Source organism: Nocardioides sp. ChNu-153 (assembly GCF_030466625.1).
GTDB lineage: Bacteria > Actinomycetota > Actinomycetes > Propionibacteriales > Nocardioidaceae > Nocardioides.
This window is the reverse complement of the sequence record NZ_JADEVT010000007.1, coordinates 114,546-134,790: the sequence shown is the minus strand read 5'-3', so window position 1 is coordinate 134,790 and position 20,245 is coordinate 114,546. Positions and strand designations below refer to the sequence as shown.

Below are 20,245 nucleotides of genomic sequence, written 5' to 3'. Positions count from 1 at the left end.
GTCGCCCGACCCGGTGGCGCTCAGTTCGAGACCTTCCGGCGCGCCGACGCCTTGCGGTCCGACGGCTTGGTGACGGGCTGCCCGGACTCCAGCAGCCCGAGCCGGCGGGTCGCGCCGAAGTCGGCCAGCGCGTCCACGAGCGCCTCCATCGACGGCGAGGGCGCCATGACGTCGACCCGCAGGCCGTGCTCCTCGGCCGTCTTGGCCGTGGCGGGCCCGATGACCGCGATGACCGTCGACGGGTGCGGCTTGCCGGCGATGCCGACGAGGTTGCGCACCGTCGAGGACGACGTGAAGACGACCGCGTCGAACTTGCCGGTCTTGATGGCGTCGCGCACCGGCGCGGCCGGCGGCGCGGCGCGCACCGTGCGGTAGGCCGTCACGTCGTCGCACTCCCAGCCCTTGTCGACGAGGCCCGCGACCAGGTTCTCCGTCGCGATGTCGGCGCGCGGGAGGAAGACGCGGTTGATCGGGTCGAGCACGTCGTCGTACTCGGGCCAGTCCTCGAGCAGCCCGGCGGCCGACTGCTCGCCGGAGGGCACGAGGTCGGCGCGCAGGCCCCAGGCCGCGATGGCCTCGGCCGTCTTGTCGCCGACCGCGGCGATCTTGAGGCCCGAGAACGCGCGGGCGTCGAGCCCGTACTCCTCGAACTTCTCGCGCACGGCGCGCACCGCGTTCACCGAGGTGAACGCGATCCACTCGTAGCGGCCCTCGACGAGGCCGCGCACGGCCTTGTCCATCTGCTGCGGGTTGCGGGGCGGCTCGACCGAGATGGTCGGCACCTCCTCGGGCACCGCGCCGTACCCCCGCAGGCGGGCGGACAGCGCGCCGGCCTGGTCCTTCGTGCGGGGCACCAGCGCGCGCCAGCCGAACAGCGGCTTGGTCTCGAACCACGACAGCGTCTCGCGCAGGTCGACGACCTCGCCGACGACCGTGACGGCGGGCGGCTGGATGCGAGCGGCGCGGGCGTCGGCCGCGATGTGCTCCAGCGTCGAGGTGACGGTCACCTGCTCGGTCGTCGTGCCGACCCGGGTCATGGCGACCGGCGTCGTGGCGGCCCGGCCGGCGGCGACGAGCGCCGAGGCGACCTCCGCGATCGGGCCGACCGAGCTGAGCAGCACGAGCGTGCGGCCGTCGGCGTACGCGTTCCAGTCCACCTTGTCGGTGCAGGCCACGACGGTGACCTCGCGGTGGTTGCGGGTCGTCAGCGGGATGCCCGCGTACGCCGGCACCGCGGTCGCCGACGAGACGCCCGGCACGATCTCGAAGCCGATCCCGGCCTTGACGCAGGCCTGCGCCTCCTCGGGGCCCGAGGCGTAGAGGAACGGGTCGCCCGTCATGAGGCGCACGACGCGGGCACCGCTGCGCGCGTGCTTGAGCACGACCTTGGCCCGCGCGGCGTGGGTGAGCGGCTGGCCGTCCTCGCCGAAGCCGCCGTCGACGAAGGTCGGCGCGGTGTCGACGACGGTCTCGACGCCGTCGGCGTCCTTGACGACCGTCGGGGTCGGGATGCCGAGCGCGGAGCGCACGAGGAGCTCGTGGTCGGGTGCCTCGGTCACGACGACGTCCGCGTCGCGCAGCAGGTCGAGAGCACGGACCGTCAGCAGGCCCGGGTCACCCGGTCCGCTGCCGACGAACGAGACCCACCCGGTGCCCTCGGGTGCGCCGGTGGCGCCCCCCGTGGAGGTGGCGGTGGTGCTCGGAGTGGCGGTACGTCGCGTCATGCGTGCTGCTCTCTCACTCGGTCGGGACCCTCTGGCTGAGGGCCTTCCATCAGGTCGGCGGCACCGTCGGCCAGCATCTCCTGGCCGAGGCGGCTCCCGACGCCGTGGGCGTCGCCGGGGGAGCCGGTGGAGGACATCCGGATGCTGAGGGCGCCGTCGACGGAGAGCACCACGGCACGCAGCCACAGCTCCTCCCCCTCGTCGCCCTCGACCACCTCGGCCAGCGCCCCGACGGGCGCGGAGCACCCGGCCTCCAGCGTGGAGAGCACGGCGCGCTCGGCGGTCACGGCCGCCCGGGTGCCGGGGTCGTCGAGCGCCCCGAGCAGCTCCACCAGATCGGCGTCGGCGGCCCGGCACTCGACGGCCAGGGCTCCCTGGCCGGGCGCGGGGAGCATCTGGAACGGGTCGATGGTCTCGGTGACCTCGGCCTCGCGGCCCAGGCGGGCGAGCCCGGCGCGGGCCAGGAGCACGGCGTCGACCTCGCCGGCGGCGATCTTGCCGATGCGCGTGTCGACGTTGCCGCGGATGGCCACGATCTCGAGGCCCAGGCCGAGGGCCGCGAGCTGGGCGGCCCGGCGCGGCGAGCCGGTCCCCACGCGGCTGCCGACCGGCAGCTCGCCGAGCGTCAGCCCGTCGCGGGCCACGACCACGTCGCGCGGGTCCTCCCGCGGGGGTACGGCGGCGAGCGCGATGCCCGCGGCCGGCCCGGTCGGCAGGTCCTTCAGCGAGTGGACGGCCAGGTCGACCTCGCCGTCGAGCAGCGCGTCGCGCAGCGCGCTGACGAACACGCCGGTGCCGCCGATGCTGGCGAGCGGGGCGCGGTTCACGTCGCCGTGGGTCGTCACCTCGACGAGCTTGACGGGCCGCCCGGTGCGCTCGGTGATGAGCGCCGCGACGTGACCCGACTGCGTCGTGGCGAGCGCGGAGGCGCGGGTGCCCAGGCGCAGGGGGCGCTGGGCGGCGGTGCCGGTGGGGGTTGCGGCGGTCACGGGCGTCCCCCCGGCCGGGTCACGGCGTCGACCGCGTCGGGGTCGAGGGCGAACAGCTCGGCCAGCGCGGCGGCGTACGACACCGCGCCCTGCTCGTTGGCGAGCTGCTTCACGCGCACCGTGGGCTGGTGGAGCAGCTTGTCGGCGACGCGGCGCACCGTCTGCAGCACCTCGGCGCGCGCGGCGGGGTCGAGGTGGGGCAGGCGACCGTCGAGGCGGGCCATCTCCGCCTCCACGACGGTCGTCGCCATCGTGCGCAGCGCGACCACGGTCGGCGTCACGCTCGCCTGGCGGCGGGCCGAGGTGAAGGCCGCGATCTCCTGGGTGACGATCTCGCGCACCGCGTCGATGCCGGGGGCGACCTCGGCGATGCGCAGCTCGTCGGCCAGGCGGGCGAGCCCGAGCAGCAGCACGCCGGGCAGCTCGGCCACACCGGGCTCCACGTCGTGGGGCAGGGCGAGGTCGACGACGGCCAGCGGCCGGGCCGGGTCGTCGTGGCCACTGCGGGCGCGCTCGACGAGCTCGCGGGTCAGCACGGTGCCGGTCGAGCCGGTGCAGGACACGACGACGTCGGCGCCGACCAGCTCGCGCTCGAGGTCGGGCAGCTGGGCCGAGCGGGCGCCGTACTCCCCCGCCAGGCGGGAGGCGTTGGGCTCGGTGCGGTTGACGACGACGAGCTCGGCGACCCCGGCGCGGGCCAGTGTGGCGGTCGCGAGCGAGGCCATCGCCCCGGCACCGACGACCACGGCGCGGCGCCCGGCGAGGCCGCCGACCTGCGGCGCGGCCAGCTCGAGCGCGGCCGTCACCAGGGACGGGGCGGCGCGGTCGATGTCGGTCTCGGCGTGGGCGCGCTTGCCCACGCGCAGCGCCTGCTGGAACAGCACGTTGAGGGCGGGCCCGACCGTGCCGAGCTCCTGGCCCAGGCGCAGCGCCTCGCGGGCCTGGCCGAGGATCTGGCCCTCACCGACGACCATCGAGTCGAGGCCGGCGGCCACCCGGAAGAGGTGGGAGACGGCGGCGTCGTCGTAGTGCACGTACAGGTGCGGGAGCATCGCCTCGGTCGTCGCGCCGCCCCGCTCGATGAGCAGGCGGGAGATCGTCTCGATGCTGCCGTGGAAGCGCTCGACCTCGGTGTAGATCTCGAGGCGGTTGCACGTCGCGATCACCGTCGCCTCGGTGACGTGCTCCGCGTTCGCGACCTCCGCGACCAGCTTCTGGGCGCCCTCGGCGTCCAGCGCCAGCCGCTCCAGCACGGCCACCGGCGCCGAGTGGTGGGAGACCCCCACGACCAGCACGCTCATCGCGACTCCTCCCCGTGGCCCGCGGCGACGACCCGTCGCCCGTGGCCGTCCGTTCCGACGACGTCGTGGTCGTGCCCGCCCGCGCCCGTGGCTCCCCCGACGTACGACGGGGAGCGGCGCTGCTCGTGGAAGGCCAGGATCTGCAGCTCGATGGACAGGTCCACCTTGCGCACCTCCACGCCCTCGGGGACGACGAGCACCGTCGGCGCGAAGTTGAGGATGCTGGCGACGCCCGCGGCGACGAGGCGGTCGGCCACGTCCTGGGCGGCCGAGGCCGGCGTGGCGATGACGCCGATCGCGACGTCGAGGCTGGCGACGACGTCCTCGAGCTCGGCCACGGGGCGCACGCCCAGCCCGGCCACGCCGGTGCCGAAGAGGCGGGGGTCGGCGTCGAGCAGCGCGACGACCCGGAAGCCGCGGGAGCGGAACCCGGCGTAGTTCGCGAGCGCCTGCCCGAGGTTGCCGAGGCCCACCACGACCACGTTGCGGTCCTGGGTCAGCCCGATCTCGTGGGCGATCTGGTAGCGCAGGTTCTCGACGTCGTAGCCGACGCCGCGGGTGCCGTAGGAGCCCAGGTGCGAGAGGTCCTTGCGCAGCATGGCGGAGTTCACCCCGGCGGCCGCGGCGAGGTCCTCGCTCGAGCACGTGGGGGTGGCCGACTCGGCCAGCGCGGTCAGGGCACGGAGGTACAGGGGAAGCCGCGCGACGGTGGCCTCCGGGATGCCCCGGGGGCTCTCGGCCTGGGTCCGTGCAGTCAACGTGTCTCGTCTCCAGCCGCGCACGGGCTCGCCTGTGTCAGGAGGGCGGAACCGGGGGGCACCTGGGGGCGCGCGCGGCCCGCTCACTGTAGGAGTTCGCGAACGGCAGGACAAACCGACGAGGGCCTCGTCGGGCAGCGCACGACGGCGCCGGTCAGGCTCCTGCGTCCGGCTCGGCGGCCCGACGGGGCCACACGACGAAGCGGTAGGCCGCGAAGTTGACGACGAGGCTGCAACCTATCGCAAGCACCTTCGCCACGATCACGGGGTCGACCACCCACAGCAGCGCGTGGATGACGAGGGGCTGGATCACCCACATCGTCGCGCCCGTCGTGGCCACGAAGAGCAGCGCGTGGCGCAGCGTGAGGCGGGCGGCGTCGAACGTGAAGAGGCCGTTGACGACGAAGCTGAACGTCATGCCGGCGCTCGTGGAGACCAGGTTGGCCAGGGTGATGCCGAGCGGCCCGTGCAGCAGCCAGAAGATCCCGACGTCGAGGGCGGTGTTGACCACTCCGACGCCGGCGAAGCGCAGCTGCGGGGGGAGCCGGCGCAGCAGCCTCACCGGTGGGTCGCCCCGCGGCGCCGCTCGCCGGACGACACCGCCGGCGGGGCGCTGCGCGGGCCCCGGGCCACGAGCGCGAGCGAGTAGAGCGGCCGGTCCTGCGTCTCGACGTACACGCGGCCGAGGTAGGAGCCGATGACGCCCATCATGATCAGCTGCAGGCCCGACAGCAGGAACATGCCGGCGCCGAGGAACGCCCAGCCCGGCACGGCCTCCTCCGGGGTGACCAGCCGCACGTAGAGCACGTAGCCCGCGACCACCAGGCTGAGCGCGGAGATGAGCACGCCCAGCTTGCTGATGAGCCGCAGCGGGGCGGTGGAGAAGCCGAGGATGCCGTGCGAGGCGAAGGAGATCATGGCCCGCAGCGGGTAGCCGGTGGAACCGGCGAACCGCTCGTCGCGGTCGAACAGCACGGCCTCCTGGCGGAAGCCGACGTGCGCCACGATGCCGCGCAGGAAGCGGCCGTGCTCGCGGTAGCGGCCGATCTCCGCGACGACCCGGGCGTCCATCAGCCGGAAGTCGCCGGTGTCGCGCGGGATGTCCACGTCGGCCATCCGGGCGAGCAGCTTGTAGAACGCCCAGGCGGTGAGCCGCTTGAAGCGCGTGTCCTGCCGGGTGCGGCGCTGGGCGTAGACGACGTCGGCGCCCGCCTCCCAGCGCTCGACGAGCTCGAGGCTGACCCGCGGCGGGTCCTGCAGGTCGGTGTCCATGACCACGACCGCGTCGGCGTCGCCGACCGCGTCGAGGCCCGCGGTCACCGCGAGCTGGTGGCCGAAGTTGCGCGACAGGGCGATGACGGTCACGCGGTCGTCGGTCTCGCGCAGCGCGAGGAGGCGGTCCAGGGAGTCGTCGGCGCTGCCGTCGTCGACGTAGACGAACTCGACGTCGAGGTCGGGGCGCTGCGCCACCGTCTCCGACAGGGTGCGGTGGAAGGTCTCCACGACCTCGGCCTCGTCGTACACGGGCAGCACGTAGGCCAACCGGCGCCGACCACCGGTCTCCCCGCTGGTCGTCGCCGTCGCGGCCACCTGCTCCGCGTGCACCTGCTGCGCCTCCACGACCCGCTCCTCCTGCTCGTCCGTCTGCTCGTCCGTCACCGTCGTCCCATCATCGGGCCTCACCCCAGGGCCGCCAGGACCAGCACGCCGGCCGCCACCAGCACGCAGCCCACCGCCAGCAGCGCCTGCACCCGCACCAGCCAGGTGCCGTACGCCGCGTCGATCCCCGCGCGTCCCGGGGCCACCTCGGGCGCCGGCACGAACCCCGCGGGGTACGGCGCACCCTCCCGCCGCGAGCGCGCGACCGCCCACACCCAGGCCGCGCCCAGCCCGAGGACCGGCGCGGCGGTGGTCCAGTAGCGGGGACCCGAGACGTGCACGAACGGCTGGGTCAGCAGGGCCCCCAGCGACAGCGTCAGCAGCACGCCGAGCACCTGGAGGTCGCGGTGGCGGCGGGCCACCGTCAGCAGCAGCGCGACCCCCGCGGCGAACCCCGACCACACCATCACGTCGGTCACGCCCTCGGCGAGCACCCGCGACGGGCCGGCCGGGGCGCCGAGCCACGTCAGGAACCGGTCGGGGTCCTTCGTGTAGTCGTGCAGGTTGCGCAGCACGTCGCGGGAGTAGGAGCCCGGCGTGACGTCGGCCCGGGCGTGGGTCGACATCTGCTCCAGCACCTCCGTCTCGGGGGTGCCGGTGGCCGCGCCCGTCTCCCGGGCGTAGCGCAACGGGCTGAACCACAGCGTCGACCCCGGGTCGCAGGGCCCGAAGCAGACCTCGTCGCGGTCGCCGAAGGTGTTGGCGAGCACGGTGGGCACCGTGGTGGTGGTGACCACGGGCGCGTCCAGGGCTGCCGACGCCGCGACCGACCAGGGGGTGAGCAGGGCGACGAACGCGACGCCGCCGAGGGCTGCGACGGCGAGGCCGCGCAGCCGCTCCCGGCCCCGCAGCAGCAGCACGGCGGCGAGCACCGTGACGACCCCGAGACCCACGACCAGCAGCGAGGTGCTCGAGCGGAGGTAGACCGCCGCGACCGCGAGCACCCCCAGACCGACGCCGCGGCCCCACGACGGGGCCCTGCCCGCGCGCAGGCCGCGCCCGACCACGACGAGCTCGCAGAGCAGCAGCACCACGACGAGACCGGCGAGCAGGTCGCCCCACACGCCCATCGAGAACGCGGCCCAGGTCGGCACCAGGCCGGGCAGCACCAGCAGCGCCCCGGCGGGCACCGCGCCGAGCACGCCCCGCACGCGCCAGGCCGCGAGCAGCAGCAGGAGCGTGGACACGACCGCGAGGTAGGCCCGCAGACCGGCGACGTCCCCGTCCGGCACCACGAGGAACCAGGGCGCGGTCACGACCGCCATGCCGGGCATGAACCAGCCGCTGGCCACCACGTTGCGCGAGAGCTCGGCGGTGTCGGGGGCCCGCAGCGACCCGAGGTCGCGGGCGAGGTTGGACAGGGCGCGACCGCCGTCGGCGTACGCCGCCTCGTCACCGTGCAGCGCGCCGTCGCCGACGAGCGTGAAGACCCAGGCCGCGACGAGGACGTGCGCCAGCGCGAGGCCGAGCAGGACGCGGTCGGAGCGGGTCAGCCCCCGCAGCCACCTCACTCCCACCACTCCCCCGGGCGGTCGCCGAAGCGCTTCGTGGTCGTCACGGCGTCGCACGGGGGGTCGGTGCGGGCCGGGGCGGCGACGGGCAGGTCGAGGACGGCCTCGCCGCGCACGAGCAGCGGCGGCTCGTCGTCGAAGGACCGCAGCTCGACGACCACGCGCTCGCCGGCGGGGCCGCTCAGTCGCAGGACGCCGTCGGCGGGTCCCGACGTCGCGTCCGTGACGGTGAACCCGACGGCGGTGAACGCCTCCTCGAGCGCCGTCGCCGCCTCCGGCAGCCCGACCTCCGACCAGTGCAGGACGAGGCGGCGGCGCGGGCCGGCGTCGGTGGCGACGTCGCCGTCGCTGCGCACGACGAACGCCAGGTCGGGTCGCGCGTCGCCCGGCAGCGGGAAGCAGCCGTCGAGGACCGTGTTGCCCACGAGGGCCGGGCGGTAGCTGCCGCTGGGGCGCGCGCGCCCGAAGGAGTCGCCCAGCACGGCGAGCACGACGAGGACGACGGCCAGCACGGCGACCGCGGCGAGGGCGCGTCGCCGTACCGGGCCGCGGGAGCGGGGGTGGGAGCGGGCGGTCACGCGGTGAGGGCGGACCGGAGCCGCTCGGCGTCGACGCGCCAGAAGTCGTGCTGCCGCCCGTCGACGAACGTCACCGGGATCTCGTCGGGGTCGATGCGGGCCGCCGTCGCGGCCTCGTCGTCCTCGTCCACGTCGACCTCCACGAAGCGCTCGCCGAGCTCCGCGCACACCTGGGCGACGACGGCGCGGGCCTCGTCGCACAGGTGGCAGCCCTCGCGTCCGTAGAGCACGACGCGGGCGTCGCCGGGCGAGATCGGTGGAAGTGACACGCCCCGCATTCTAGGCTGCGACCTGTGCCCCACCCCGACGACGAGAGCCCGGCTCCCGAGGGACCGGTCGAGCCGGACGAGCGTCCGCAGTCGCGCCCGCTCGCCGGGCGACGCCCCACGGACCTGCGCCGCCGCTCCCGCCTGGCCGGCGAGGCCTCCGCCGCGGCCGCCGAGGTCGAGTCGGCGCTCGACATGCCCCGCGACCCCACGTCGGCGGCGTTCTTCGACGTCGACAACACGCTCATGCAGGGGGCGAGCATCTTCCACCTCGCCCGCGGCCTGCACCGTCGCGAGTTCTTCACGACGCGCGAGATCGCCGGCGCGGTCTGGAAGCAGGCCTACTTCCGCGTCGTGGGGGTCGAGGACCCGGCGCACGTGGCGGACGCCCGCAACTCCGCGCTGGGCTTCATCGCCGGCCACACCGTCGGCGAGCTCGAGTCGCTCGTCGAGGAGATCTTCGACGAGGCCATGGCCGCGAAGATCTGGCCGGGCACGCGGGCGCTCGCGCAGCTCCACCTCGACCAGGGCCAGCGGGTCTGGCTCGTCACCGCCGCACCCATCGAGGTGGCCACGATGATCGCGCGCCGCCTCGGCCTGACCGGCGCGCTGGGCACGGTGGCCGAGCACGTCGACGGCGTCTACACCGGCCGGCTCGTCGGCGAGATGCTCCACGGCCCCGCGAAGAGCGAGGCCGTCAAGGCGCTCGCCGCGCGGGAGGGGCTCGACCTGTCGCGGTGCTCGGCGTACTCCGACTCCGCCAACGACCTCCCCCTGCTCGGGCTCGTCGGCGACCCCTGCGCCGTCAACCCCGACGCCCGCCTGCGCGCCTTCGCCCGCGAGCGGGGCTGGCGGGTGCGCGACTACCGCACCGGGCGCAAGGCCGCCCGCGCCGGCGTGCTCGCCGGCGTCGCCGCAGGTGCGGTGGGCGGCGCCGTGGCCGCCGGTACGGCGCTGCGCAGCCACCGCCGCTGAGCCCGCGTCCGCCGTCCGGCGAAGAATTTTCCGACGAGTAGGTCGGTTCGCCGCAGATCGCTCCCGGGTTTGCCGATAACGGTTCACAAGCCTGGGACGTCGGCCTACATTGGGCCGACGTCTCGGGGGGAGACGGCGTTCCGGGGAGGGCACGATGAGCACAGCAGGTCGGCGCACGCCTGCCGTCGGGGAGGGTCTCGACGCGCTGCGCCACGTCGTGCTCACCGCCCTCGGCGGGCTCGGCACCGAGCCCGGGCTCGCCGGTGTCCCGCACCCGACGCACCGCGTGCGCCGCTCGCCCCACGTGCTCGCGGCCACCGCGACCGACCCGGCGCGCCAGGAGGCCGCGGGCGACCGGCCGGCCGGCGGCGCCGGCGGGGGCGCGGCCCCGGACGACACCGAGGACGCGTTCTCGACCGAGGAGCGCCCCGAGGAGCGCGAGCGCCTCATCGGCCTCGTGGAGCTCGCCCGCGGCGGGGACAAGGAGGCCTTCGGCCTCCTCTACGACCACTACCACGGCGCGGTCTACCGGTTCCTCTACTACCGGACCCGCTCGGTGCCGCTGGCCGAGGACCTGACGTCGGAGACGTTCTTCCGCGCGCTGCGGCGCATGGGCGACTTCCGCTGGCAGGGTCGCGACTTCGGCGCCTGGCTGATGACGATCGCGCGCAACCTCACCACCGACCACTTCAAGGCCGGCCGCACCCGTCTCGAGCACACGGTCGAGGACATGGGCGTGCACGACGACGGCCACGACGACGGGCCGGAGAGCACGGTGCTCTCCGCCCTCACGAACGAGATCCTCATGGAGGCGCTGGGCCGCCTCCCGTCGGAGCAGCAGGACTGCCTGGTCATGCGCTTCCTGCAGGGCATGAGCATCGCTGAGACGGCGGCCGCCCTGGAGCGCACGGAGGGCGCGGTGAAGCAGCTGCAGCTGCGGGGCGTGCGCAACCTGGCGAAGCTGATGCCGGAAGGGATCAGGGAGTCGTGAGCGCCGCCGTAACCTCCCCGTCCGTGCCCTCGTTGGGCGAGGCAGTGCACCTGTCCGCCCCTCCCTCGGGCAGGGCCACCGACCTGACAGGACCCGCCTCATGATGTCCCTCCCGACGGCCCGCCGCCGTGCCGAGGAGCTCGACGTCGCGCTCGCGCAGCGGACCGGCGACGGCGCCCCTGCGCCGCGCCCCGAGCTCGCCCCCCTGCTCGAGGTGGTCGCCGCCCTGCGGGCCGAGCGCTCCACCGCCCCCGCGCCCCGCGCGGACTTCGCCGCCGACCTGCGGGCCCGCCTGCTGGCCGAGGCCGACACCGCGCTGGTGCCGGCGCCCGCCACCGACGAGGACCTGCTGCGCCTCCCCCGGCGCGAGCACCCCCCCCACCGCCGGCGCAGCCTCGTCGCCGCCGCGAGCGTGGCGGTGCTCGCCGGTGGCTCCAGCACGATGGCGTACGCCGCGCAGGACGCCCTGCCCGGCGACTCGCTCTACCCGGTCAAGCGCGCCCTCGAGGGCGCGCGGGGCACCATCAGCCTCACCGACGCCTCGCGTGGCACGGTGACGCTGCGCCACGCCGAGCAGCGCCTCGCCGAGGTGCAGGGCCTCGTGGAGCGCGACGACGCCGCCAGCACGTCGTACGTCGTGGACTCGCTCACCACCTTCGGCGAGCAGGCCGACGAGGCGGCGACCCTCCTCATCGGCGACGGCACCTCGGGCGACGACACCGACGCCACCCGCCTGCGCGAGTTCGTGCGCGACAGCCTCGGCACCCTCGCGCCGCTCGAGCCGGCACTGACCGGCGACGCCAAGACGGCGCTGGCCGACGTCGTGGGCACGCTGCAGTCGATCGACGACCGCGCGCTGACGCTCTGCCCCGACTGCGGGTCCGGCGCCGCCGTCGAGCTGCCCTTCTCCCTCGCCTCCGCCGTGGCCCTCGCCGAGGCCGGCCTCGCCGACGACCCGCTGAAGCTGCCGACCGTCGACAGTGCGGCGGGCCTGCCGCCGGGCAGCGTCAGCGGCGGCGCCGGGAGCCTCGGCGTGCCGCTGCAGGCGCCCGCACCGGCCCCGTCCACCCCGGCGGACCCGACGCAGGCTCCGCAGGCCCCGTCGACCCCGGCCACGCCCGACACCCCGGCTGCGCCGCCGGCCGGCACCACCCCGACCGTGCCCGCGCTGCCCCCGGTGCCCGGCACCGGTGGCACGGGCGTCACGGGCACGACCGACGGCGTGCTCGGCCTGACGGGCCCGCTCGCGGAGCCGCTGCGACAGCTGACCGCGCCGCTGACCGAGACGCTCGACGAGATCCTCGGGCTGGGCGGCACGCGGCCCTGACCCGCTCCGGGCGACGCACGGGTCCGGGTCAGCGGGCGGGTCGCCCCTGGCGATCAGCCGAACGCGGCGATCAGCCGAACGCGCCGCCGCGGTCGACGAGCAGGCGGTAGAGGCTCTGCTGGATCGTCTCGCGCACCTGGTCGGTCAGGTTGAACACGAGCATCGGGTCGTCGGCCGCGCCCTCGTCGTACTCGTCGGTGCGGATCGGCTCGCCGAACTCCATCACCCACTTCGACGGCAGCGGCACGAGGCCGAGGGGCCCGAGCAGCGGGAACGTCGGCGTGATGGGGATGTAGGGCATCCCCAGCAGCCGGGCCAGGGACGGCAGGTTGCCGACGAGGGGGTAGATCTCCTCGGCGCCCACGACCGACAGCGGCACGATCGGCACGCCGGTGCGCAGCGCGGCGCTCACGAACCCGCCGCGCCCGAAGCGCTGCAGCTTGTAGCGCTCGGAGAACGGCTTCCCGATCCCCTTGAAGCCCTCGGGCCACACGCCGACGAGCTCGCCGTTACGCAGCAGCCGCTCGGCGTCGTCGTTGCAGGCCAGCGTGGTGCCGCTCTTGCGCGCGAGGGCGCTGACGACGGGCAGGCGGAAGACGAGGTCGGCCCCGAGGGGGCGCAGCGAGCGGCCGGCGTGGTCGTGGACGGCGACCATCGTCATCAGGCCGTCCACCGGGACCGTGCCGGAGTGGTTCGAGACGACGAGCGCCCCGCCCTCGACGGGCACGTTCTCGATGCCGCGCACCTCGAGGCGGAACCAGCGCTGCGCGATGGGACGCAGGGCCGCGATGAAGAAGCGCTGGGTGATCTCCGCGTCGAACCCGAACTCGTCGACGACGTAGTCGCCGGTGAGGCGGCGCCGCAGGAAGGCGAGGAACCGGGCGAGCTGCGCCTCGGCGTCGTCCCCGAAGAGCTCGACCGCGGCCTGCTGGAACGCGCTCAGCCAGTCACCGACCGGGACGCCGTCGAGGGGACCGCGCTCCGCGGTGGTCGTCGGCGGGCGGCCCACGGCGCTCGCGCCCGGCTCGGCCGGGCGTGGTCCTGCGGCGGGCGGCGGCGTACGGCGGGCGCCCGCCCGCCCGCCGGCGAGGTCCCGGGCGGGGGCGGAGGGGCGGTTCCCGCCGGAGCCGCGGCCCGGGCGGCCGCGCGTCCCGATCGGGATGATGTCGGCGTCACCCACGGCTGCCTCCTGGGGGCACGAACGGTCGGACCACGCCGGTGTCGGTCGCGGAGCCCGCCTCGGCGGGCGGCGCCGCCACGGCCGCGCGGCTGCGCAGCCGGTCCTCGAGGGAGCCGAGGACCAGGTCGGGCGCGGCGAAGGTGGGGGCGAGGTCGGCCGCGAAGTCCGCGAGCGCCTCGGCGGTCGTGAAGTCGGGACGGAAGCCGAGCTCGTCGCGGCAGCGCGAGGTGTCGACACCCCGGCCGTAGGTGAGCAGGGCGAGGAGCTCGGGCGAGAGCTCCGCCAGCCGGACGCGACGCACGAGCTGGCCGATGCCGGTGAGGGCGGCGGGCGGCAGCGCGACCGTGGGTCGCTGCATCCGCCGGAGCGCCTGCCGCAGGGTCAGCACGCCGTCGCCGGCGACGTTGAAGGTGCCCGCGACGTCGCTCAGCACGCCGTGGCGCAGGGCGGCGACGAGGTCGTCGGCGTGGAGGAACTGCAGGCGGGGGTCGAAGCCGAGCACGGTCGGCACCACGGGGAGTCGCAGGTACGACGTCATGGGGCTCTGCACGCCCGGACCGAGCACGTTGGCCATGCGCAGCATGAGGACGCGCACGTTCGGCCGACGACGCGCGAAGCCGCGGACGTAGCCCTCGACCTCCTGGGCGTCCTTGGCGTAGCCGCCGCGCGCGACGCGCGGCTCGAACGCCTCGGTGAACATCGCGGGGTCGCGGCTGGTCGCGCCGTACACCGCCGTCGTCGACTTCACGACGACGTGCTCCACCGACTCGACCTTCTGGCAGGCGGCCAGGAGCTGCATCGTCCCGATGACGTTGAGCTCCTTCATGGCGTTGCGACCCCCGGTGGCACCGGGTGTCGCGATCACGCTCATGTGGACGACGGTGTCGACGTCCTCCCGCGCCATGACCTTGGCGATGACGGGGGTGCGGATGTCGGCCCGCACGAAGGAGATCGGGCCGATGTCACCGCGCGGGGGCACGACGTCGACACCGATGACGCGGTCGACGGCAGGGTCGTCCGCGATCGCACGTGCGAAACGTCGACCGAGGTCTCGGGAGACGCCGGTGACGAGGACGACCTTGCCCACCGGTTCACCTCGCAGACGGAGCCCCCGCGGGGCTCACTTGCCGAGCTTGCGGCGCTGGACGCGCGTCTTCTTGAGCAGCTTGCGGTGCTTCTTCTTGGCCATGCGCTTGCGCCGCTTCTTGATGACAGAACCCACGGAGAACCTTTCACGAACGGTTGCCCACCCACGCGGGACGCGGGATGGCCGGACCTCAGCCTAGCGGGACCACCCCGAGGCGCCGAAACGAGGCCGTGGCGTGGACCGCGGGCGCGCTCAGCCGGCGTCGTAGAAGCTGCTCCGCAGGTACTCGTCGACGTCCTTCTCCTCCACGCGGAAGGAGCGGCCGACCCGCACCGCGGGGAGCTCGCCGTTGTGGACGAGACGGTAGACCGTCATCTTGGAGACGCGCATCACCGAGGCGACCTCGGCGACGGTCAGGAACTTGACCCCCGAGATGTCGCCGGAAGGACCGTCGTGCAGGGCCATCGTGCACCGCTTTCTGCCCGGACGCGCGCCGACCATCCGGGCCGGCTCCACACGCGAGGGGTTGGCGTGAGAATAGAGCCTGATGTGACTCCTGGGGAGTGGCATTCGCCGGAAATCTCCACTTCCTCGGCGTGTCGGCTTGAACCCGCTGCTCAGGCGGTACTCACACCGGTGGGATTCGCCCACAGGAACCGCACAGGATGCAGGGTGTCGGCGGCCGCTGGCACACTCCCGCGGGTGGCTCCCCGACTCCCGCTCGCCGCGGTCCTCTTCGACCTCGACGACACCCTCGTGGACCACCGCGGCGCGGCGCGGGCGGGTCTCGTGGCGTGGGCCGCAGGGCTGGGGCTGCCGGGCACGCCGGCCGAGCTCGCCGAGCGGTGGACGCTGCTCGAGATGCGGCACCACGCGGCGTACCAGCGCGGCGAGCTGACCTTCGCGGAGCAGCGACGTGCGCGCGTCCGTGCCTTCGTGCCCCACCTCGACCTGCGCGAGGACGCCGCCGCCGACGAGGCCTTCGCGGGGTTCTCCACGGCCTACCGCGCGGCGTGGCGGGCCTTCGCCGACGCCCGGCGGGCGCTGGAGCGGGCGCACGCCGCCGGCCTCGCGGTGGGCGTGCTGACCAACGGCGACCTGCGCCGGCAGCGCAGCAAGGTCGAGCGCGTCGGGCTCGCGCCCGTGCTCGACGCCCTCGACGCCCCGGTGCTCGCCTCCTCGGCGCTGCGGGCGGCCAAGCCCGACGCCCGCGCGTACGCCGCGGCGTGCGCCCACCTGGGCACCCCCGTCGGCGCGACCCTCATGGTCGGCGACTCGCTGGCGAACGACGTGCGCGGCGCCGCCCGGGCCGGCCTGCGCGCCGTCCTCCTCGACCGGTACGACGAGCACCCCACCGCCGGCGTGCGCCGCGTGCGCAGCCTCGACGCGCTCGACTTCGCCGCGGCCTGAACCCTCGGCCTGACGCGCGCCCGACGCCTCAGGAGCCGAGCTCGGCCGACCGGTTGCGCGCGGCCTCCATGGCGGCGAGGAACGCGGCGCGCACCTTGTGGATCTCCAGCTCGCGCAGCGCGGCGGCCGTGGTGCCCGCCGGGGAGGTGACCTGCTCGCGCAGGACCGTGGGGTGGGTGCCGGTCTCGCGCAGCATCGTGGCGGAGCCGACGACGGTCTGCACGACGAGGTCGGTGGCGGTCGTGCGGGGCAGGCCGAGGTGCACGCCGGCCTCGATCATCGACTCGACGACGTAGAAGAGGTAGGCGGGCCCGGAGCCGGAGATCGCGGTCACCGCGTCCTGCTGCGCCTCGGGGACGCGCAGCACCTTGCCCGTGGCGCTCAGGAGGCCCTCGACCTCCGCGAGCTGCTCCTCGCTGGCGTGGCGCCCGCCGGAGATGGCGGCCATCCCCTCGTCGACCAGCGCCGGGGTGTTGGGCATGACGCGCACGACGGCGACGCCCTGGGGGACCCGCGCCTCGACGTACGCGGTCGTGGTGCCCGCGGCGAGCGAGACGACCAGCTGGCCGGGGCGCAGCACCGGGGAGACCTGCTCGAGGACGGCACCCATGTCCTGCGGCTTCACTACGAGCGCGACCGTGTCGGCGCGCCGTGCGGCCTCCACGTTGTCGAGCACCTCGACGCCGTAGCGCGCGCGCAGCTCCTCGCCCCGCTCGGGGCGCTTCTCGCCCACCAGCAGCCGGTCGGCCGGTCGGCCGGCCCGCAGCAGGCCGGAGAGGAGGGTCTCCCCCATGACGCCGGCGCCGATGATGGCGGTGAGGGACGAGGTCGAGGCGGTCACGTGCTCCACGGCTCCTGTTCGCGGCGCCGGGGCGGGCCCGACGTCACTTCTTCGAGATCAACGACGTGACGAAGAGTGACAGGTTCTGCGGGCGCTCGGCGAGCCGGCGGGTCAGGTAGCCGTACCAGTCGGTGCCGTAGGGCACGTAGACCCGCACGGTCTCGCCCTCGGCGGCCAGCCGGCGCTGCTCCTCGGGCCGGATGCCGTAGAGCATCTGGTACTCGTACGTGCCGCGGTGGCGCCCGTGGCGGCTCGCGAGCGAGCCCGCGATCCGGATCAGCCGGGGGTCGTGGGTGGCGACCATCGGGTAGCCCTGCCCGGCCATGAGGATGCGCAGGCAGCGCACGAACGCGCGGTCGACCTCCTCGCGCGTCTGGAACGCGACGCCGGAGGGCTCGTCGTACGCGCCCTTGCACAGGCGCACCCGCGACCCCTCGTAGGCGAGGTCGCGGGCGTCGGCCTCGGTACGGCGCAGGTAGGCCTGCAGCACGGCGCCCGTGTCCGGGTGCTCGCGGCGCAGCTCGCGCAGGATGGTGAGGGTGGCGTCGACGCCGGTGTGGTCCTCCATGTCGAGGGTGACGGTGGTGCCGACGGCGCGGGCGGCCTCGCAGACGCGGTGCGCGTTCTCCAGGGCGAGGTCGGTGCCGGTGCCGGGCAGCGCACGGCCCACGGCGCTGAGCTTCAGCGACACCTCGGCCCGGCGGGCGAGCCCGTGGGCGGCGAGCTGGTCGAGCAGGTGCAGGTAGACGCGGGTCGTCGCCTCGGCCTGCTCGGCGTCCAGCGTGTCCTCGCCCAGGTGGTCGATCGTGACGGCCAGCCCGTCGTCGAGGAGACGGGTCGTGGCGCCGATCGCGTCGTCGGTCGACTCCCCCGGCACGTAGCCGCGGACGACGGACGAGGCCACCGGCAGCGTCGTCAACGCCTCCTTCACCCGACCGCTGCGCGCGAGCGCGAGGAGCGGGCGGCGGAGCACGGGCATGGCGTCACGCTACCCGGACGGCTCCAGCCACCGACGACCGGTCCGTGACCCGGCTCACACCTCGCGGACGGCGAGGTGCTCGCGTGCGAAGGCCAGGGACTCCGCCAGGTCGGCCAGCCGCGCGTCGCGGTCGGCGGCCTTGCGGGTGTTGATCTCGAGCACCACGTGGCCCTCGAAGCCCTGCCCGGCGAGGTGGCGCAGCAGGTCGGCCGCGCCCATCACGCCGCGCCCCGGCACCAGGTGCTCGTCCTTGGCCGACCCGGTGCCGTCGGTCAGGTGGAGGTGGCGCAGCCGCGACCCGAGCCGGTCGGCCATGGCGATCGGGTCGGAGCCCGCGATGGCGGCGTGGGACAGGTCGATCGTGGTGTTCGCGTAGTTCTCCGCCGACGGGTCCCACCCCGGCGCGTAGACCTCCATGCCGCGCGTCGTGCCCTTCCGCGGCGTGGCCTTCCACGGGTACATGTTCTCCACCGCGAACGCGATCCCGCTCGACTCCTCGAGCGCCGCGATGCCGTCGACGAAGTCCCGCGCGTACTCCCGCTGCCAGCGGAACGGCGGGTGCACCACGACGACGTCGGCGCCGAGCGCCCTCGCCATCTCGGCCGAGCGCTCGAGCTTGCCCCACGGCTCGAGGCCCCAGACCGCCTGCGTGAAGAGCAGGCACGGGGCGTGGACCGCGCAGACCGGCACGTCGTGGTGCTGCGCGAGCTGCTCGACCGCCGAGACCTGCTGGCTGAGGGCGTCGATGCCGACCATGACCTCGACGGCGTCGTAGCCCACCTCGGCGGCGTACGCGAACGCGTGCGCCGTCGACTCGGGGTACGTCGAGGAGGTCGACAGCCCGACGACCATCAGCCGGTCCTCACCCGAGGACGCTCAGCTGGTCGAAGCGCTCCAGGATGACGCCCTCCCGCAGGGCCCACGGGCAGACCTCGAGGCCCTCGAGCCCGAAGATGTCCATCACCGCGTCGGCGACCAGCGCCCCCGGCACGATCTGGTGGGTGCGGCTCGGCGAGACGCCCGGCAGGGCCGCGAGCTCGTCGTGCCCCATCTCCATCAGCTTGGGGATCCACTCCGCCAGCTCGGCCGCGGGCAGCACCCGGGGCACCAGCTGGCCCTCGGAGGAGCCCGGCGCACCGCAGATCCGGGCGAGCGAGCGGAATGTCTTGGACGTGGCGGCCGCGCGGTCCGGCGTACCCGCCCGCAGGAGGTTGCCCGCGTCGCGGGCGATCTCGGCGCGGATGCGCTTGCGCAGGGCGCGGACGTGCTCCTCGTCGGGGGCCCCGTGGGCGAAGAACTCACGCGAGAGCCGGGCCGCCCCCAGCGGCAGCGACCACGCGACGTCGGGCGCCTCGTTCGCGCCACCGGCGATCTCCAGCGACCCGCCGCCGATGTCGAAGACGACGAGCCGGCCGGCGGACCAGCCGAACCAGCGCCGCACCGCGAGGAAGGTCAGCCGCGCCTCGTCGGCCCCGGACAGCACCGACAGCCGCACACCCGTGCGCTCGGCGACCTCGGCCAGCACGGCGTCGGAGTTCGTCGCGTCCCGCACCGCCGACGTCGCGAACGCCAGCATCTCCTCGCAGCCCTTGTCCTCCGCCACGACCTGGGCCTGGCGGGTGAAGTCGGCCAGCGCGTCGATGCCCGTCGGGCTCACCGCCCCCGAGGCGTCGAGGTGCTCCGCGAGGCGCAGCGGCTCCTTGTAGGAGTACGCCGGCAGCGGCGCCGCGCCGCCGTGGGCGTCGACCACGAGCAGGTGCCCCGTGTTCGAGCCGATGTCGAGCACTCCCAACCTCATGGGCGCAACGGTAGCGCCGGGGGCCGACGCCGGCGGCATAGGCTGCCCGGGTGCCCTCCCCCCTCCCCGCGTCCCCCGACCGCGGCGTCGAGGTGCCGCTCGACTTCCCGCGCGCCTGGGTCGAGTTCGGCGACCCCGACGACGCCGACCAGGTCTTCCGCTGCGACCTGACGTGGCTGACCTCGGCGTACACCTGCATCTTCGGGCGCGGGTGCGCCGGGATCTACGCGACGTCGCCGGACGTGGGGTGCTGCACCCTGGGCGCCCACTTCTCCGACGACGGGGACGAGGAGCGCGTCGCCACCTTCGTGACCCTCCTCGACGCCGACCTGTGGCAGCAGCGGCCCGCCGGGCGCTCGGTGGCCCGCGACGCCTGGGTGACCACCGACGAGGAGGGCGCCCGCAAGACCCGCACCACGGTGGTCGACGGCCAGGAGGCGTGCGTCTTCGCGAACCGCCCCGGCTTCGCCGGCGGGGAGGGCTGCGCGCTGCACGCCCTCGCGCTGCGCGAGGGGCTCGAGCCGCTCGAGACCAAGCCCGACGTGTGCTGGCAGCTGCCGCTGCGCCGTACCTACCGCGACGTGGAGCGGCCGGACGGGTCGTCGTACCTCGAGGTGTCCATCGGCGAGTACGACCGGCGCGGCTGGGGGCCGGGCGGGCACGACCTCGACTGGTACTGCACCGGCAACCCCGTCGCCCACGTCGCCCCGGAGCCGCTCTACCGCACGAGCGCCGCGGAGCTGGTCGCGCTGATGGGGCAGGCGGGGTACGACGAGCTCGTGCGCCACTGCGAGTCCCACGCGCGCTCGCGCTCGCTGCTGGCGCTCCACCCCGCCGACCCGCGCTGACCGCGCCCTCGTCTACTACGACG

Annotated in this window: 22 protein-coding genes; 5 read left to right on the top strand and 17 right to left on the bottom strand. The window is 75.0% G+C overall.

The features are described 5' to 3' along the window. Positions 1 to 20 precede the first annotated feature (20 nt). From INN71_RS11200 to INN71_RS11160, 9 genes are all read right to left on the bottom strand, one after another. Positions 21 to 1,724, bottom strand: coding sequence for a uroporphyrinogen-III synthase (locus INN71_RS11200; protein WP_301800402.1), 1,704 nt, complete (start codon positions 1,722 to 1,724; stop codon positions 21 to 23). Next, positions 1,721 to 2,713 carry a hydroxymethylbilane synthase gene (hemC, locus tag INN71_RS11195; protein ID WP_301800400.1) on the bottom strand — a complete coding sequence of 331 codons (993 nt, stop codon included), beginning with the start codon at positions 2,711 to 2,713 and terminating at the stop codon, positions 1,721 to 1,723. The genes INN71_RS11200 and hemC overlap by 4 nt, the downstream gene beginning before the upstream one ends. Beyond that, positions 2,710 to 4,014, bottom strand: a complete 1,305-nt coding sequence (locus tag INN71_RS11190; RefSeq protein ID WP_277500115.1) for a glutamyl-tRNA reductase — start codon at positions 4,012 to 4,014, stop codon at positions 2,710 to 2,712. The genes hemC and INN71_RS11190 overlap by 4 nt, the downstream gene beginning before the upstream one ends. Next, positions 4,011 to 4,772, bottom strand: coding sequence for a redox-sensing transcriptional repressor Rex (locus INN71_RS11185; protein WP_301800397.1), 762 nt, complete (start codon positions 4,770 to 4,772; stop codon positions 4,011 to 4,013). Before INN71_RS11185 ends, INN71_RS11190 begins: the two co-directional genes overlap by 4 nt. Before the next feature lie 154 nt (positions 4,773 to 4,926). Then, positions 4,927 to 5,334 carry a GtrA family protein gene (locus tag INN71_RS11180; protein WP_301800395.1) on the bottom strand — a complete coding sequence of 136 codons (408 nt, stop codon included), beginning with the start codon at positions 5,332 to 5,334 and terminating at the stop codon, positions 4,927 to 4,929. Then, positions 5,331 to 6,431, bottom strand: coding sequence for a glycosyltransferase family 2 protein (locus INN71_RS11175; protein ID WP_277500112.1), 1,101 nt, complete (start codon positions 6,429 to 6,431; stop codon positions 5,331 to 5,333). Before INN71_RS11175 ends, INN71_RS11180 begins: the two co-directional genes overlap by 4 nt. A gap of 20 nt (positions 6,432 to 6,451) precedes the next feature. Continuing rightward, the gene (locus tag INN71_RS11170) at positions 6,452 to 7,942 is read right to left on the bottom strand and encodes a hypothetical protein (RefSeq protein WP_277500111.1); all 1,491 of its coding nucleotides are present in this window, start codon (positions 7,940 to 7,942) and stop codon (positions 6,452 to 6,454) included. Next, a complete protein-coding gene (locus INN71_RS11165; protein ID WP_277500110.1) occupies positions 7,939 to 8,520 on the bottom strand; it encodes a hypothetical protein in 582 nt (193 codons plus the stop codon). The genes INN71_RS11170 and INN71_RS11165 overlap by 4 nt, the downstream gene beginning before the upstream one ends. Then, the gene (locus INN71_RS11160) at positions 8,517 to 8,789 is read right to left on the bottom strand and encodes a glutaredoxin family protein (RefSeq protein WP_277500109.1); all 273 of its coding nucleotides are present in this window, start codon (positions 8,787 to 8,789) and stop codon (positions 8,517 to 8,519) included. The genes INN71_RS11165 and INN71_RS11160 overlap by 4 nt, the downstream gene beginning before the upstream one ends. A 141-nt stretch (positions 8,790 to 8,930) precedes the next feature. Here INN71_RS11160 and INN71_RS11155 point away from each other — a divergent pair, with 141 nt between their 5' ends. The 3 genes from INN71_RS11155 (at position 8,931) to INN71_RS11145 (ending at position 12,079) form a co-directional block, all read left to right on the top strand. Beyond that, complete coding sequence (locus INN71_RS11155) at positions 8,931 to 9,761, top strand: HAD family phosphatase (protein WP_277500156.1); 831 nt, start codon at positions 8,931 to 8,933, stop codon at positions 9,759 to 9,761. 154 nt (positions 9,762 to 9,915) lie between these two features. Further along, complete coding sequence (locus tag INN71_RS11150; protein ID WP_277500108.1) at positions 9,916 to 10,752, top strand: sigma-70 family RNA polymerase sigma factor; 837 nt, start codon at positions 9,916 to 9,918, stop codon at positions 10,750 to 10,752. A 100-nt stretch (positions 10,753 to 10,852) separates the two neighbouring features. After that, positions 10,853 to 12,079, top strand: a complete 1,227-nt coding sequence (locus INN71_RS11145) for a DUF5667 domain-containing protein (RefSeq protein ID WP_277500107.1) — start codon at positions 10,853 to 10,855, stop codon at positions 12,077 to 12,079. Positions 12,080 to 12,149: 70 nt separating this feature from the next. On the opposite strand, the gene INN71_RS11140 is transcribed toward INN71_RS11145, so the two are convergent. From INN71_RS11140 to INN71_RS11125, 4 genes are all read right to left on the bottom strand, one after another. Next, positions 12,150 to 13,259: a lysophospholipid acyltransferase family protein gene (locus INN71_RS11140; protein WP_301800391.1), complete on the bottom strand. Its 1,110-nt coding sequence runs from the start codon at positions 13,257 to 13,259 to the stop codon at positions 12,150 to 12,152. Then, positions 13,252 to 14,346, bottom strand: a complete 1,095-nt coding sequence (locus tag INN71_RS11135) for an NAD-dependent epimerase/dehydratase family protein (RefSeq protein ID WP_277500559.1) — start codon at positions 14,344 to 14,346, stop codon at positions 13,252 to 13,254. Before INN71_RS11135 ends, INN71_RS11140 begins: the two co-directional genes overlap by 8 nt. Before the next feature lie 33 nt (positions 14,347 to 14,379). Continuing rightward, entirely contained in the window at positions 14,380 to 14,481 is a 102-nt protein-coding gene (locus INN71_RS11130; RefSeq protein ID WP_008356322.1) for an AURKAIP1/COX24 domain-containing protein, read from the bottom strand. 117 nt (positions 14,482 to 14,598) lie between these two features. Beyond that, positions 14,599 to 14,811: a helix-turn-helix domain-containing protein gene (locus tag INN71_RS11125; protein WP_277500547.1), complete on the bottom strand. Its 213-nt coding sequence runs from the start codon at positions 14,809 to 14,811 to the stop codon at positions 14,599 to 14,601. A 237-nt stretch (positions 14,812 to 15,048) separates the two neighbouring features. On the opposite strand from INN71_RS11125, the gene INN71_RS11120 reads away from it, so the two are divergent. Continuing rightward, positions 15,049 to 15,756 carry an HAD family hydrolase gene (locus INN71_RS11120; protein WP_277500546.1) on the top strand — a complete coding sequence of 236 codons (708 nt, stop codon included), beginning with the start codon at positions 15,049 to 15,051 and terminating at the stop codon, positions 15,754 to 15,756. A 28-nt stretch (positions 15,757 to 15,784) separates the two neighbouring features. On the opposite strand, the gene proC is transcribed toward INN71_RS11120, so the two are convergent. From proC to INN71_RS11100, 4 genes are read right to left on the bottom strand one after another with little or no spacing between them, the layout of a single operon-like run. Continuing rightward, the gene (gene proC, locus INN71_RS11115) at positions 15,785 to 16,597 is read right to left on the bottom strand and encodes a pyrroline-5-carboxylate reductase (protein WP_277500545.1); all 813 of its coding nucleotides are present in this window, start codon (positions 16,595 to 16,597) and stop codon (positions 15,785 to 15,787) included. Between the two features lie 43 nt (positions 16,598 to 16,640). Further along, positions 16,641 to 17,576: a proline dehydrogenase family protein gene (locus INN71_RS11110; RefSeq protein WP_277500544.1), complete on the bottom strand. Its 936-nt coding sequence runs from the start codon at positions 17,574 to 17,576 to the stop codon at positions 16,641 to 16,643. A 54-nt stretch (positions 17,577 to 17,630) separates the two neighbouring features. Next, on the bottom strand, positions 17,631 to 18,428 hold the full coding sequence (locus INN71_RS11105) for a sugar phosphate isomerase/epimerase (protein ID WP_277500543.1): 798 nt from the start codon (positions 18,426 to 18,428) through the stop codon (positions 17,631 to 17,633). Between the two features lie 10 nt (positions 18,429 to 18,438). After that, positions 18,439 to 19,374, bottom strand: a complete 936-nt coding sequence (locus tag INN71_RS11100) for a Ppx/GppA phosphatase family protein (RefSeq protein ID WP_277500542.1) — start codon at positions 19,372 to 19,374, stop codon at positions 18,439 to 18,441. 50 nt (positions 19,375 to 19,424) lie between these two features. On the opposite strand from INN71_RS11100, the gene INN71_RS11095 reads away from it, so the two are divergent. Then, a complete protein-coding gene (locus INN71_RS11095; RefSeq protein ID WP_277500541.1) occupies positions 19,425 to 20,222 on the top strand; it encodes a hypothetical protein in 798 nt (265 codons plus the stop codon). The last annotated feature ends 23 nt before the right edge of the window (positions 20,223 to 20,245 follow it).